Genomic DNA, 13,467 nt, shown 5'->3' on the forward strand with positions numbered 1-13,467 from the left:
GGCCCGCTCGAAGCGGGCCGTGTCGCTTTGGTGGGCTAGCCGAGCCAGGCGTGTGCCGGCTGCCCGGCGCGGCGGCCGGAGCGGCAAAGTGCCGCCACACCGCCCGGTTCGACTGAAGAAAGGCGCCGTCATCATCCGCGCCGCCCGTTGCGCGACGATTCGCCGCACACCGAACGCACGCGGCTGCCGCCGGTGCGCTGCGCAGGCCCGACTCAGCCCTTCCCGCCGGAAGCCGCCCCCGCAGTTTTGACGATCGTCAGCGCCGACGAGATCGCCGTGCCGAGATCCGACAGGTTCGACGGCACGATCAGCGTGTTGCCCTGCTTCGCGAGATTCGAGAACGCGCCGACATACTGCTCGGCAACCTTCAGGTTCACCGCATCCATCCCGCCCTGCGACTGGATTGCGCTCGCGATCTTCTGGATCGCCTGCGCGTTCGCCTCGGCCACCGCCAGAATCGCGGCTGCTTCGCCCTGCGCCTGGTTGATCGCGGCCTGCCGCTCGCCTTCGGATTTCTGGATCGCCGCTTCGCGCGCGCCCGATGCGAGGTTGATCTGCTCCTGCTTGCGGCCTTCGGATGCGGCGATCAGCGCGCGCTTTTCACGCTCCGCGGTGATCTGCGCCTGCATCGCGTGCAGGATCTCCTTCGGCGGCGTCAGGTCCTTGATCTCGTAGCGCAGCACCTTCACGCCCCAGTTCGCGGCGGCCTCGTCGAGCGCCGACACGATGCTGTGGTTGATGAAGTCGCGCTCCTCGAACGTCTTGTCGAGCTCCAGCTTGCCGATCACCGAGCGCAGCATCGTCTGCGACAACTGCGTGATCGCAAGCACGAAGTTGCTCGACCCGTACGACGCCTTCATCGGGTCCATCACCTGGAAATACAGCACACCGTCGACTTGCAGCTGCGTGTTGTCGCGCGTGATGCAGATCTGGCTCGGCACGTCGAGCGGGATTTCCTTCAGCACATGCCGGTACGCGATGCGATCGACGAACGGCAGCACGATATTGAGACCGGGCGACAGCGTCGCGTGATAGCGCCCGAAGCGCTCGAGCACCCATGCATGCTGCTGCGGCACGATCTTCACCGTCTTCGACACGATCACGATCGCGATGACGAGCAGGACCACCCAGATGATCAGCGAATCCATGAAGTATTCCCTCCTTGTTGTATCGGCAGACGGTCAGCCCGCCGGTTTCGCCACGACCACGAGACAATTGCCGCGCACGGCACTCACCTGGTACACGCGCGCATCGTCGCGCTCGCCGTTCGCGAGTTCGACGTCCCAGTCGGCGCCGCGATACTGCACGCGCGCGCGGCCGTCACGCCACGCGTCGACCGTGACGGTCGCGCCGATGTCGAGATTGACGTCGGGATTCGTCGACGTGTCGCGCTTCTGCTTGCGGCCGAGCCCCGAGCGGCGCAGCACGACCATCGCGATGATCGCCACCGCGGCGGCCGCGCCGAACTGCACGTGCGGCGCGACACCGGCCAGTTGCAACAGCCCGCCCGCGAAAAAGCCGAGCGCGATCATCAACAGATAGAACGTGCCGGTCAGCAATTCGGCCACGACCAGCACGCCGCCCCCGATCCACCAGAACAGATGCCCCGACATCATTGCGGTCTCCAGAAAAACATCGACGCGTACCGACAAATAAAAACACCCCGGTGCTTACCGGGGTGTTTATAGCATGAACCTTGCATTTTGCCTTCACCGAAGGCGCGACGGCGCCGCGCCTTCGGTGAAGATGCATTACCGGGCGTTACTTCCGGTTGGCGAGCGCCTGCCACGTATCGATGATCGTGTCCGGGTTCAGCGAGATCGACACGATGCCTTCGTCGGTCAGCCATTGCGCGAAGTCCGGGTGATCGGACGGGCCCTGGCCGCAGATGCCGACGTACTTGCCCATCTTGCGGCAGGTATCGATCGCGCGCTTGAGCAGGAACTTGACGGCCGGGTCGCGTTCGTCGAAGTCGACGGCCAGCAGTTCCATGCCAGAATCGCGGTCGAGGCCGAGCGTGAGCTGCGTGAGGTCGTTCGAGCCGATCGAGAAGCCGTCGAAGAACTGCAGGAAGTCTTCGGCGAGGATCGCGTTGGTCGGGACTTCGCACATCATCACGAGACGCAGGCCGTTTTCGCCGCGCTTCAGGCCGAACTTCTCGAGCAGGCCGACGACACGCTCCGCCTGCTTCACGGTACGCACGAACGGCACCATGATCTCGACGTTGGTCAGGCCCATCTCGTCGCGCACGCGCTTCAGCGCACGGCACTCCATCTCGAACGCCTGCGCGAAATCGTCGGCGATGTAACGCGACGCGCCGCGGAAGCCCAGCATCGGGTTTTCCTCGTCCGGCTCGTAGCGCGAACCGCCGATCAGCTTCTTGTACTCGTTCGACTTGAAGTCGGACAGACGCACGATCACGGGCTTCGGATAGAACGCCGCCGCGATCGTCGCGACGCCTTCCGTCAGCTTGTCGACGTAGAACTGACGCGGCGATGCGTGGCCGCGCGCGACGCTCTCGACCGCCTTCTTCAGATCCTGGTCGATGTTCGGGTACTCGAGGATCGCCTTCGGGTGAACGCCGATGTTGTTGTTGATGATGAACTCGAGGCGCGCGAGACCCACGCCTGCGTTCGGCAGTTGCGAGAAGTCGAACGCGAGCTGCGGGTTGCCGACGTTCATCATGATCTTGACCGGGATTTCCGGCAGTTCGCCGCGCTGCACTTCCGTGACTTCCGTCTCGAGCAGGCCGTCGTAGATCTTGCCTTCGTCGCCTTCCGCGCACGACACGGTCACGAGCGCGCCGTCCTTCAGGATGTCGGTCGCATCGCCGCAGCCGACCACGGCCGGCACGCCGAGCTCACGCGCGATGATCGCCGCGTGGCAGGTCCGGCCGCCACGGTTCGTGACGATCGCGGCCGCACGCTTCATCACCGGCTCCCAGTTCGGGTCGGTCATGTCGGCCACCAGCACGTCGCCCGGCTGCACGCGTTCCATTTCCGACGGATCCTGGATCACGCGCACGCGACCCGCGCCGATCTTCTGGCCGATCGCGCGGCCGGTTGCCAGCACCTGCGACTGACCCTTCAGCTTGAAGCGCTGCTCGGCCTTGCCGCTCGCCTGGCTCTTCACGGTTTCCGGGCGTGCCTGCAGGATGAAGATCTTGCCGTCGCGGCCGTCCTTGCCCCACTCGATGTCCATCGGACGCTGGTAGTGCTTCTCGATGATGACCGCGTACTTCGCCAGCTCGATCACGTCTTCGTCGGTGATCGAGTAACGGTTGCGCTGTTCGTGCGGCACGTCGACCGTCTTCACGCGGCCCGGCTCGCCCGGCTGCGTGAATTCCATCTTGATCAGCTTCGAGCCGATCGAGCGGCGGATGATCGGGTACTTGTCCTGTGCGAGCGTCGTCTTGAACACGTAGAACTCGTCCGGGTTCACCGCGCCCTGCACGACGGTTTCGCCCAGGCCGTAGCTCGACGTGATGAACACGGCGTCCTTGAAGCCCGATTCGGTGTCGATCGTGAACATCACGCCGGCGGCGCCGACGTCCGAGCGGACCATGCGCTGCACGCCTGCCGACAGCGCGACTTCCGCGTGCGTGAAGCCCTTGTGCACGCGGTACGAGATCGCGCGGTCGTTGTACAGCGACGCGAACACGTGCTTCATGCGATCGAGCACGTCCTCGATGCCGACGACGTTCAGGTACGACTCCTGTTGACCGGCGAACGATGCGTCGGGCAGGTCTTCCGCGGTGGCGGACGAACGCACGGCGAACGACAGTTCGCCCGGCGAGCCGTTCTTCAGCACTTCGAACTGCGCGCGGATTTCCTGCTCGAGACGCGCCTGCATCGGCGCATCGACGATCCACTTGCGGATTTCGGCGCCGGCTTCGGCGAGCGCCTTCACGTCGTCGATGTCGAGCGACTCGAGACGCTTCGCGATGCGGTCGGTGAGGTCGTTGTGCTTGAGGAAATCGCGGAATGCGAGCGCGGTCGTGGCGAAACCGGTGGGTACGCGAACGCCTGCTTCGGAAAGCTGGCTGATCATCTCGCCGAGCGACGCATTCTTGCCGCCCACGATCTCCACATCGGTCATCCGCAACTGCTCGAACGGAATTACATACGCCTGGTCCTTTGCGACGTTTGCTGCGTTAGTCATACAAGCCCCTAAGTGTGAAAAAAATGCTCGATTGCGCAAGTGGGCTCGAACGCGGGCGCTTGCAAAAAGGCGCGACGCGTCTTGCGCAACCTGTTGGATAAGCCTTCGCAGCGGCGGAAATCTTCCGACCCGATTTGCAAAAATCCCGGCAGAAGGGCGATATTTGCAGACAAATCGCCAAACTTGCCGGGAATTCCTGGAATCGCGCGGCAAGCCCGGGGCGCCGTTCGCGCCTCCGCCCCCGCAATTGCTTATCCAACAGGTTGCCGCTATTCTACCGTGCCGGCTGCCGGATGTGGCGCGACCTTGTCACTGCGGCTGGAGGCGGCCCTCCAGCCGCCCGCGCAACCGCCCTTCACGCTCGACGTCCAGATTCATGCTGCCTACCGTATTCATCGTCTCCGACGGCACCGGGATCACTGCCGAAACCTTCGCGCATTCGATCCTCTCCCAGTTCGACCAGAAATTCCGGCTCGTGCGCGTGCCGTTCGTCGACTCGCTCGACAAGGCCTACGCCACCGTCGAGAAGATCAACGAGGCCGCCGTGCACGACGGCCGCCGCGCGATCGTGTTCACGACGCTCGTCGACAGCGAGTCGAACGACATCGTCAAGCGCTCGAACGCACTCGTGCTCGACATGTTCCAGCGCTTCGTCGAACCGCTCGAACAGGAACTGGAGCTCAAGTCGAGCCACGCGATGGGCCGCGGCCACCAGAACGCGGACACCGAGGAATACAAGACGCGGATCGAGGCGATCAACTTCTCGCTCGCGCACGACGACGGCCAGTCGAACCGCAACCTGTCGGAAGCCGACGTGATCCTCGTCGGCGTGTCGCGCAGCGGCAAGACGCCGACGAGCCTGTATCTCGCGATGCAGTACGGCGTGAAGGCGGCAAACTATCCGCTGATTCCGGAGGATTTCGAGCGCGGCAAGCTGCCGTCGGCGCTGGCGCCGTACAGCGAGAAGCTGTTCGGGCTGTCGATCGACCCCCAACGGCTGTCGGAGATCCGCAACGAGCGGCGCCCGGGCAGCAAGTACGCGGCACCCGAGAACTGCCGCTACGAGATCAACGAGGCCGAGGCGATGATGCGCCGCGAAGGGATCAAGTGGCTGTCGTCGACGCACAAGTCGATCGAGGAAATCGCGACGACGATCCTGCAGGAAATCCGTCTCGACCGGCAGTCGTACTGAGCGCCGGTGTGCAGGCGGCCGTCCGGGCTGCCGCAGGAAACGAAAAGGCCGCGTCGATGAACGCGGCCTTTTTTCGTTGTGCGGGACATGCGCGCGCGTGGCGTCACGCAGGCCGCTGTTGCCGCACCTGCTCGAACAGGCACACGGCTGCCGCCGCTGCGACGTTCAGCGATTCCATCCCGCCCGGCTGGGGAATCGTCACGCGATGCGTGGCCGTATCGCGCCAGAACGCCGACACGCCGGCGCCCTCGTTGCCGAACACCCACGCGACGGGCCCCGCCAGGTCGCAGTCGTAGACCGCCTGCGCGCCGTGCGAATCGGTCAGTGCGATCGGCACGTCGAGCCGCTCGGCAAGCGCGGCCGCTTCGACGTCCTCGTGGATCGACAGCAGGAAATGCGCGCCCATGCCCGAGCGCAGCACCTTCGACGACCACGCGTACGCGGTACCCGGCGCGCAGAACACGTGACGCACACCAGCCGCCGCCGCGCTGCGCAGGATCGAGCCGACGTTGCCGGCGTCCTGCACGCCGTCGAGCACGACCGACGTGTGCGTCACGCGTTCGGGCAGCGGCTGCGCCGGCCGGTCGACGAGCAGCAGGAAGCCGACGCCGTTGACGACGTTCGACAACTGCCCGAACAACGCGTCGGGCAGCGTGACGATCCGCTGCGCATCGATGCGCGCGACGATCGCCTGGGCCTCGGCGTGGCCGAGCGCGCCTTCGGTCGTCACGCAGAGCTCGGGGGTCGCGCCCGTATCGAGGTACGCGCTCGCGAGATGGAAGCCTTCGAGCAGCGCCTGGCCGCTGCGGCGCTGGTGGGGCGTCGAACCCGCGAGCGCCTTCAGGCGCTTGTACAGCGGATTGTCGCGGGAAGTAATGCTTTTCATCGAATCAGGTCGAGCGCCGCACGGACCGGCGCGAACGAGCGCCGATGCGCTTCGCACGGGCCGTGTTCGCGCAGTGCGGCAAGGTGTTTCGCGGTGCCGTAGCCCGCATGCACGTTGAAGCCGTACACCGGGAAGCGATCGTGCAGGTCGACGAGCATGCGGTCGCGCGTGACTTTCGCGAGGATCGACGCGGCCGAGATGCTCGGCACGAGCGCGTCGCCGCTGACGATCGCCTCGGCGCGCACGGTCAGCGTCGGGCAGCGGTTGCCGTCGATCTGCGCGAGCGTCGGCAGCATCGACAAGCCTTCGACCGCGCGCTTCATTGCGAGCATCGTCGCGTGCAGGATGTTCAGCGTATCGATTTCGTCGACGCTTGCCGATGCGACGCAATACGACAGCGAGCGCGCGACGATCAGCTCGTACAGCGCGTCGCGCTTCTTCGCGGACAACGCCTTCGAATCGTCGAGCCCGTCGATCGGCTGCGCGGGATCGAGAATCACCGCGGCGGCCACCACCGGCCCCGCGAGCGGGCCGCGGCCCGCTTCGTCGACGCCGCAGACGATCTCGTCCGGGCGGCTGAAGTCGAAACCGCCCTGCCCGTCGCTCGACGCGCGGCGGCGGGGTGCGCGTACTGCGGTCATGCGCGCCCCTTGCGTTGTTCGAGCACGCGCACGACCGCTTCGGCCGCCTTCGCGGCCGTGTTCTGCCGCAGCGACAGATGCATTTCGGTGAATACTTCGGTCAACGTGCGGCGGTTCGCGTCGTCGCGCAACTGCGTGAGCGTCGCATCGGCGAGCGCGTCGGGCGTCGCGAAATGCTGCAGCAGCTCGGGCACGACGAAACGCCCCGCCAGGATGTTCGGCAAGCCGACGTACGGCAGGTAACCCTGCCGGCGCATGATCTGCCCGGTCAGCCACGGCACCTTGTACGAGATCACCATCGGCTTCTTCAGCAGCGCGGCTTCCAGCGTGACCGTGCCGCTCTTCACGAGGATCGCGTCGGCGGCCGTCATCGCGACCTGCGAGCGGCCGTCGGTGATCGTCAGCGCAAGCTGCGGATGCGCGTCGACGAGCGGCTGCAGCAGTTCGCGCAGCGCGGGCGTGGCCGCCGGCATCACGAACCGCACGCCGGGCTCGCGCTGCTGCATCAGCGCCATTGCCGCGAAGAACGTCGGACCGATCAGCGCGATTTCCGAGCGCCGGCTGCCCGGCAGCACCGCGATCACCGGGCCGTCGGCCGGCAGCCCGAGCGCGATGCGCGCGCCGTGCGTGTCGGGTTCGAGCGGAATTTCATCGGCCAGCGGATGGCCGACGTAGGTCGACGCAACGCCGGCCTTGTCGAGAATCGCCGGTTCGAACGGGAACAGGCACAGCATGTGATCGACCGACTTCGCGATCTTCTTGATCCGGCCGCCGCGCCACGCCCAGATGGACGGGCACACGAAGTGGATCGACGGAATGCCCGCGTCGCGCGCGGCCTGTTCCACGCTGAAGTTGAAATCGGGTGCGTCGACGCCGATGAACGCGTCCGGCCGCTCGGCGAGCAACTGGCGCTTCAGCTCGCCGCGAATCCGCAGGATCTCGGGAATCTGGCCGAGCGCCTCGACGTAGCCGCGCACGGTCAGCTTGTCCATCTGCCAGTGCGAGTCGAACCCCTGCGCGATCATCCGCGGCCCGCCGATCCCGTAGTACAGCGCCGATTCGGGCAGCCGCTCGCGCAGCCCGCCGAGCAGCGACGCACCGAGCAGGTCGCCCGACGGTTCGCCGGCCGCCATCGCGAGCCGGAGTGGAGTGGTCGGAAGCGGCATCGCTTAGCGGATGATGCCGCGTTGCGACGCGTCGATGAATTCGACGAGCGTCTTCACCGGTGCATCGCCGTCGCCGCCCGCCGCCGCCAGCTCGCGCAACTGCGCTTTCGCTTCCTCGAGCGACAGGCCGTTCTTGTACAGCAGGCGGTACGCACTGCGCAGCGCGGAAATCGCGTCGGGCGAGAAACCGCGCCGGCGCAGCCCTTCGACGTTGATCCCGTGCGGCTCGGCCTTGTTGCCTGCCGCGATCACGAACGGCGGAACGTCCTGCACGAGCGCCGATGCGCCGCCCAGCATCGAATGCGCACCGATGCGCACGAACTGGTGGACGCCCGACATCCCGCCGACGATCGCCCAGTCGCCGATCTCGACGTGGCCGGCCATCTGCGCGTTGCTCGACAGGATCACGTGGCTGCCGACGGTGCAGTCATGACCGATATGCACATAGGCCATGATCCAGTTGTCGTCGCCGAGCGTCGTCACGCCGCCATCTTGCACGGTGCCCGTGTGAATCGTCGTGAATTCGCGGATCGTGTTGCGGTTGCCGATCACGAGCCGGGTCGGCTCGTCCTTGTACTTCATGTCCTGCGGACGACCGCCGACCGACGCGTAATGGCCGATGCGGTTGTCCTCGCCGAGCGTCGTATGGCCTTCGATCACGCTGTGCGAGCCGATCGTCGTGCGCGCGCCGATCGTGACGTGCGGACCGATGATCGCGTACGGACCGATCTCGACCGATTCGTCGATCTGCGCGCCCGGTTCGACGATCGCGGTGGGATGAATCCTGGTCATGCGCCGTTGCCTCTCGATGTGATGTGTCGCGTTGCGTTGCCTGTCCGTGCCGCGTCGCTCAGGGCGCCACGTCGGTCGTCTTGACCGTGCACATCAGCTCGGCTTCCGCCGCCACCTTGCCGTCCACTTCCGCCACCGCCTTGAACTTCCAGATGCCGCGGATGTAGCGCTCGAACGTCACGTTCAGAATCAGCTGGTCGCCCGGTTCGACCGGGCGCTTGAAGCGCGCGCCGTCGATCCCGACGAAGTAGTACAGCGTGTTTTCCGGATCCTTCGGCTGCTCTTCCGAGAAGGTCAGCAGCGCCGCGGCCTGCGCGAGCGCCTCGAGGATCAGCACGCCCGGCATCACCGGCCGCTTCGGGAAATGCCCCTGGAAAAACGGCTCGTTGATCGACACGTTCTTCAGCGCTTTGATTCCCTTGTGCGGTTCGAGTTCGAGCACGCGATCGACGAGCAGAATCGGGTAGCGATGCGGCAGCAGCGTGAGGATCTTGTGGATGTCGAGATTGATTTTTTCAGTGCTCATGATGGTTCGTCTCACGCAGAGGCTGCGCGGTGGTGATGCAAAGGCTGAAGCGGGCCGGCGTGCGGCCCAGTCTGGCAAACCGGGCCGGTTGCGCTGGCCGTGCCCGGTTGAAGGTCTCGCATGATGCGCTCAGGCGTCCGTGCCGCCCTGGGCGGCAAGCGCGGCTTCGAGCGTCTTGATGCGCTCGCGCAGCTTGTCGAGGTTGCGCACGAGCGCAGCGCTCTTGTTCCATTCGCCGTGGTCGACGGCCGGAAATGCGCTGGTATAGATGCCGGCCTTCGGCAGCGACTTCGATACGCCCGACTTCGCGGTGATGATGACATAGTCGCCGAGCGTCACGTGGCCGGCGATCCCGGCCGCGCCGCCGATCATGCAGTGGCGGCCGATCGTCGTGCTGCCCGCGATGCCCGCGCTGCCGGCGATCACCGTGTACGCGCCGATCCGGCAGTTGTGGCCGATCTGGACCTGGTTGTCGATCTTCACGCATTCGTCGATGACGGTATCCGCCATCGCGCCGCGGTCGATCGTCGTGTTCGCGCCGATCTCGACGTCCGGGCCGATCGATACGCCGCCGACCTGCGGGATCTTGACCCAGCTGCCGGTGCGCGCGTCGCCGTCGCCGACGAAATCCGGCGCGAAGCCGAAGCCGTCGGAGCCGATCACCGCGCCCGCATGGATGATCGCGCGCGGGCCGACCTTGCAGCCGTGGTACACCGTTGCGTTCGGATACAGATGCGAGCCCGCGCCGATCGTCGTGCCGCGGCCGACGAAGACGTTCGCGTCGAGCTGCACGCCGTCTTCGATCACGGCGCCGGCCTCGACCGTCACGTGGGGGCCGACCACCGCGCTCGCGGCCACCTGCGCGGCCGGATCGATCGTCGCGCTCGGATGCACGCCGGCAGCACGCTGCGGCGCGGCCAGATCGATGAACAACTGCGCGACGCGCGCGAAGTACGCGTACGGATTCGGCGTGACGATGAAATTTTGGGGGCCGGCCGCGCCGAGCTTTTCCAGATCCTTCGGCGAGATCAGCACCGCGCCGGCGCGGGTCGACTCGACCTGCGACAGATACTTCGGATTCGCGAGGAACGCGAGCTGCTGCGGGCCTGCCTGGTCGAGCGGTGCGAGCCCGCTCACCTTGCACTGTGCGTCGCCGGCGATCTCGCCGCCGAACCGCTTTACGAGTTCCTCAAGCGTCAATGCCATTCGTCGTCTGCTCCGTTCAGTTCGTCGAGCCGGACGCGAGCGCCTTGAGCACCTTGTCGGTGATGTCGATGCGCGGGCTGACGTACACGGCTTCCTGCACGATCAGGTCGTAATTCTGCTGTTCGGCGATCTGCTTGATGACCTTGTTCGCCTTCTCGAGCACGGCCGCCAGCTCTTCGTTGCGACGCTGGTTCAGGTCCTCGCGGAACTCGCGCTGCTTGCGCTGGAAATCGGTATCGAGCTGCGCGAGATCGCGCTGCTTCTGTGCACGATCGGCCGCCGACAGCGACGTGCCGTTCTTGTCCAGCGAATCGGACATCGACTTCAGACGCGCCGCCAGGTCCTGCAGATCCTTGTCGCGCTTCGCGAACTCGGCTTCGAGCTTCGTCTGCGCCGCTTTCGCGGGCGCCGACTCGCGCAGGATCCGATCCGAATTGACCGCCGCGATGCGGGCGACGTCCTGTGCATGCACCGTCGCCGCGCCCAAGGCCAGCGCAACGGTCAGCGCGCACATCACTCGTTTCGAAATCTTACCGGTTAGCAAAATTACCCTCTCGTTGCTGTTGTCATGCGTTCGGTCAGAACGCCGTCCCGATCTGGAACTGGAATTTCTGGTACTGGTCGCCCTCATGCTTCTGCAGCGGGAAGCCGAGGCTCAGCTTCAGCGGGCCGATCGGCGAAATCCACGCGAGACCCACACCGTAGCCGTAACGCAGGCCGTTGGCGCCCGTACTCGTGCCGCCCGGCGCGTTGCCCCACACGTTACCGCCGTCGAGGAACGTGAACACGCGCAGCGTGCGGTCGTAGCCCGTGCCCGGCAGCGGGAACGTCAGTTCGATGTTGCCGACCAGCATCTTCGAACCGCCGATCGGGTCGTTCGTCTTCGTGTCGCGCGGGCCCAGCGAGCTCGGCTCGTAGCCGCGCACGGAGCCGATACCGCCCGCGTAGTAGTTCTTGAAGATCGGGTACGGGTTGCCGATACCGTTACCGTAGCCGCCTTGCAGGTTCAGGCCCAGGATGAAGCCGCGCGAGAACGAATAGTAGTACTGCGCCTGCAGGTCGGCCTTGTAGTACTGGATCTTGCCGACCGGCACGCCGTACTCCATGTTCGCCTGCGTGAAGTAGCCGCGGCTCGGAATCAGCGCGCTGTCACGCGCGTCGCGCGACCATGCGACCGTCAGCGGCACCGTGTTCGACACGCGGCCGAACTCGTTCACGTAATCCTGGTAGCTCTGCGGCGTGTTCGAATCGACGTCGAGGCGGTTCTGCTCGAAGCCCGCGCCGAAGTAGACCGTATCGACTTCCGAGAACGGAATGCCGAACTTCAGGTTGCCGCCCGCGCTGATGATCCGGAAGCTCGAGCTCGTCGAATAGTAGAGCGGCTGGTACGTGCGGTAGTAGACGTCCGTGATCCGCTTGATGCCGTCGACCGTGAAGTACGGGTCGACCTGCGTGACGGTCAGCGTGCGGTAGCTCTTCGCGGTGTTGACGTTCACCGACAGGCTGGTACCCGAACCGAACACGTTGTCCTGCGACACGCCGGCCGACAGCACGACCTTGTCCGTCGACGAGAAGCCGGCGCCCAGCGTGATCGCGCCGGTCGGCTTTTCGTCGACCTTCACGTTCACGTCGACCTGGTCGTTCGTGCCTTCGACCGGCACGGTCGTCACGTCGACGTTGGTGAAGTAGCCGAGACGGTTCACGCGATCCTTCGACAGCGCGAGGCGGTTCGAATCGAACCACGAGCTTTCGAGCTGGCGCATTTCGCGGCGCACCACTTCGTCGCGCGTACGCGTGTTGCCGACCACGTTGATGCGGCGCACGTACACACGGCGGCTCGGATCGACGACGAGGTTCAGGTTCACCTTGTGGTTCGCCTGGTCGATGTCCGGCTGCGCGTTGACGGTCGCGAACGCGTAACCGTATTCGCCGAGCTTGTCGACGATCGACTTGGTGGTCTGCTGCAGCTTTTCGGCCGAGAAGCGGTCGCCCGGCTTGATCTTGATCAGCTTGTTGAGTTCGGCTTCGCGATCGAGCAGGTTGCCCGACAGCTTGATGCCCGACACCGTGTACGGCTCGCCTTCGTGCAGCGTGACCGTCAGGTACATGTCCTTCTTGTCGGGCGAGATCGACACCTGGGTCGAATCGATGTTGAACTCGAGATAGCCGCGGTTCAGGTAGTACGAGCGCACCGCTTCGAGGTCGCCCGTCAGCTTTTCCTTCGAGTACAGGTCGTTCTTCGTGTACCAGGAGAACCAGTTCGGCGTCGACAGCTGCATTTCGTCACGCAGCGTGCTGGTGCTGAATGCCTTGTTGCCGATGAAGTTGATCTGGCGGATCTTCGCGCTCGGGCCTTCGGCCACCGCGAACAGGATCGACACGCGGTTCGCGTCGACCGGCGTGACCGTCGTCTTGACCTCGGCCGCGTAGAAGCCGCGCGTGAGGTACTGGCGCTTGAGCTCCTGCTCCGCCTTGTCGACGAGCGCCTTGTCGTAATAGCGGCCGTCGGCGAGACCGACTGCGCGCAGCGCCTTCGTCAGATTGTCCTTGTCGAATTCCTTCGTGCCGGTGAAGTCGATCGACGCGATGGCCGGACGCTCCTGCACCTGCACGATCACGACGTTGCCCTGCGTGGCGATGCGCACGTCGTTGAAGAAGCCCGTCGCATACAGCGCGCGGATTGCTTCGGATGCCTTGTCGTCCGTGAAGGTATCGCCCTGCTTGATCGGCAGATAGGCGAACACCGAACCCGCTTCGACGCGCTGCAGCCCCTCGATCTTGATGTCTTGCACCACGAACGGTGCCGCTGCATGCGCCGCGAGGCCGTGCGCGGCGAGCGCGGCCGCTGCAACTGTCTTAGGTACAAAGCGATGAGGTTTGAACAACATGCATCCCCA

12 protein-coding genes are annotated in these 13,467 nt (G+C 65.4%); 1 reads left to right on the forward strand and 11 read right to left on the reverse strand.

What is annotated here, in order from left to right; all coding sequences use genetic code 11:
- Positions 1-212: 212 nt before the first annotated feature.
- The 3 genes from WJ16_RS10285 to ppsA form a co-directional block, all read right to left on the reverse strand.
- Positions 213-1,148, reverse strand: coding sequence for an SPFH domain-containing protein (locus WJ16_RS10285; protein ID WP_069256970.1), 936 nt, complete (start codon positions 1,146-1,148; stop codon positions 213-215).
- A 33-nt stretch (positions 1,149-1,181) separates the two neighbouring features.
- Entirely contained in the window at positions 1,182-1,616 is a 435-nt protein-coding gene (locus WJ16_RS10290; protein ID WP_069256971.1) for an NfeD family protein, read from the reverse strand.
- 145 nt (positions 1,617-1,761) lie between these two features.
- Positions 1,762-4,161: a phosphoenolpyruvate synthase gene (gene ppsA / locus WJ16_RS10295; RefSeq protein ID WP_069256972.1), complete on the reverse strand. Its 2,400-nt coding sequence runs from the start codon at positions 4,159-4,161 to the stop codon at positions 1,762-1,764.
- Positions 4,162-4,537: 376 nt separating this feature from the next.
- On the opposite strand from ppsA, the gene ppsR reads away from it, so the two are divergent.
- On the forward strand, positions 4,538-5,353 hold the full coding sequence (gene ppsR / locus WJ16_RS10300; protein ID WP_011549549.1) for a posphoenolpyruvate synthetase regulatory kinase/phosphorylase PpsR: 816 nt from the start codon (positions 4,538-4,540) through the stop codon (positions 5,351-5,353).
- 103 nt (positions 5,354-5,456) lie between these two features.
- On the opposite strand, the gene WJ16_RS10305 is transcribed toward ppsR, so the two are convergent.
- The 8 genes from WJ16_RS10305 to bamA form a co-directional block, all read right to left on the reverse strand.
- Positions 5,457-6,239 (reverse strand): TrmH family RNA methyltransferase, encoded by a 783-nt coding sequence (locus WJ16_RS10305; protein ID WP_069256973.1) that lies wholly within the window; start codon positions 6,237-6,239, stop codon positions 5,457-5,459.
- Positions 6,236-6,880, reverse strand: coding sequence for a ribonuclease HII (gene rnhB / locus WJ16_RS10310; RefSeq protein ID WP_069256974.1), 645 nt, complete (start codon positions 6,878-6,880; stop codon positions 6,236-6,238). The genes WJ16_RS10305 and rnhB overlap by 4 nt, the downstream gene beginning before the upstream one ends.
- Positions 6,877-8,046, reverse strand: a complete 1,170-nt coding sequence (gene lpxB, locus WJ16_RS10315) for a lipid-A-disaccharide synthase (protein WP_069256975.1) — start codon at positions 8,044-8,046, stop codon at positions 6,877-6,879. Before lpxB ends, rnhB begins: the two co-directional genes overlap by 4 nt.
- A gap of 3 nt (positions 8,047-8,049) precedes the next feature.
- Positions 8,050-8,838 carry an acyl-ACP--UDP-N-acetylglucosamine O-acyltransferase gene (gene lpxA, locus WJ16_RS10320; RefSeq protein WP_069256976.1) on the reverse strand — a complete coding sequence of 263 codons (789 nt, stop codon included), beginning with the start codon at positions 8,836-8,838 and terminating at the stop codon, positions 8,050-8,052.
- A 58-nt stretch (positions 8,839-8,896) separates the two neighbouring features.
- Positions 8,897-9,364: a 3-hydroxyacyl-ACP dehydratase FabZ gene (gene fabZ, locus WJ16_RS10325; RefSeq protein WP_021159112.1), complete on the reverse strand. Its 468-nt coding sequence runs from the start codon at positions 9,362-9,364 to the stop codon at positions 8,897-8,899.
- A 129-nt stretch (positions 9,365-9,493) separates the two neighbouring features.
- The gene (gene lpxD, locus WJ16_RS10330) at positions 9,494-10,570 is read right to left on the reverse strand and encodes a UDP-3-O-(3-hydroxymyristoyl)glucosamine N-acyltransferase (RefSeq protein ID WP_069256977.1); all 1,077 of its coding nucleotides are present in this window, start codon (positions 10,568-10,570) and stop codon (positions 9,494-9,496) included.
- 16 nt (positions 10,571-10,586) lie between these two features.
- Entirely contained in the window at positions 10,587-11,084 is a 498-nt protein-coding gene (locus WJ16_RS10335; protein WP_069256978.1) for an OmpH/Skp family outer membrane protein, read from the reverse strand.
- A 64-nt stretch (positions 11,085-11,148) separates the two neighbouring features.
- The gene (bamA, locus tag WJ16_RS10340) at positions 11,149-13,458 is read right to left on the reverse strand and encodes an outer membrane protein assembly factor BamA (RefSeq protein ID WP_069256979.1); all 2,310 of its coding nucleotides are present in this window, start codon (positions 13,456-13,458) and stop codon (positions 11,149-11,151) included.
- Positions 13,459-13,467: the final 9 nt, after the last annotated feature.

The sequence above is a fragment of the Burkholderia metallica genome, assembly GCF_001718555.1.
Taxonomy (GTDB): domain Bacteria; phylum Pseudomonadota; class Gammaproteobacteria; order Burkholderiales; family Burkholderiaceae; genus Burkholderia; species Burkholderia metallica.

What these genes read in the sequence shown, in the direction of transcription:
- bamA (WP_069256979.1), bottom strand. Translation starts at nt 13,458, where the DNA reads ATGTTGTTCAAACCTCATCGCTTTGTACCTAAGACAGTTGCAGCGGCC.
- lpxA (WP_069256976.1), bottom strand. Translation starts at nt 8,838, where the DNA reads ATGACCAGGATTCATCCCACCGCGATCGTCGAACCGGGCGCGCAGATC.
- ppsR (WP_011549549.1), top strand. Translation starts at nt 4,538, where the DNA reads ATGCTGCCTACCGTATTCATCGTCTCCGACGGCACCGGGATCACTGCC.
- WJ16_RS10290 (WP_069256971.1), bottom strand. Translation starts at nt 1,616, where the DNA reads ATGATGTCGGGGCATCTGTTCTGGTGGATCGGGGGCGGCGTGCTGGTC.
- WJ16_RS10285 (WP_069256970.1), bottom strand. Translation starts at nt 1,148, where the DNA reads ATGGATTCGCTGATCATCTGGGTGGTCCTGCTCGTCATCGCGATCGTG.
- WJ16_RS10305 (WP_069256973.1), bottom strand. Translation starts at nt 6,239, where the DNA reads ATGAAAAGCATTACTTCCCGCGACAATCCGCTGTACAAGCGCCTGAAG.
- lpxD (WP_069256977.1), bottom strand. Translation starts at nt 10,570, where the DNA reads ATGGCATTGACGCTTGAGGAACTCGTAAAGCGGTTCGGCGGCGAGATC.
- WJ16_RS10335 (WP_069256978.1), bottom strand. Translation starts at nt 11,084, where the DNA reads ATGTGCGCGCTGACCGTTGCGCTGGCCTTGGGCGCGGCGACGGTGCAT.
- lpxB (WP_069256975.1), bottom strand. Translation starts at nt 8,046, where the DNA reads ATGCCGCTTCCGACCACTCCACTCCGGCTCGCGATGGCGGCCGGCGAA.
- ppsA (WP_069256972.1), bottom strand. Translation starts at nt 4,161, where the DNA reads ATGACTAACGCAGCAAACGTCGCAAAGGACCAGGCGTATGTAATTCCG.
- rnhB (WP_069256974.1), bottom strand. Translation starts at nt 6,880, where the DNA reads ATGACCGCAGTACGCGCACCCCGCCGCCGCGCGTCGAGCGACGGGCAG.
- fabZ (WP_021159112.1), bottom strand. Translation starts at nt 9,364, where the DNA reads ATGAGCACTGAAAAAATCAATCTCGACATCCACAAGATCCTCACGCTG.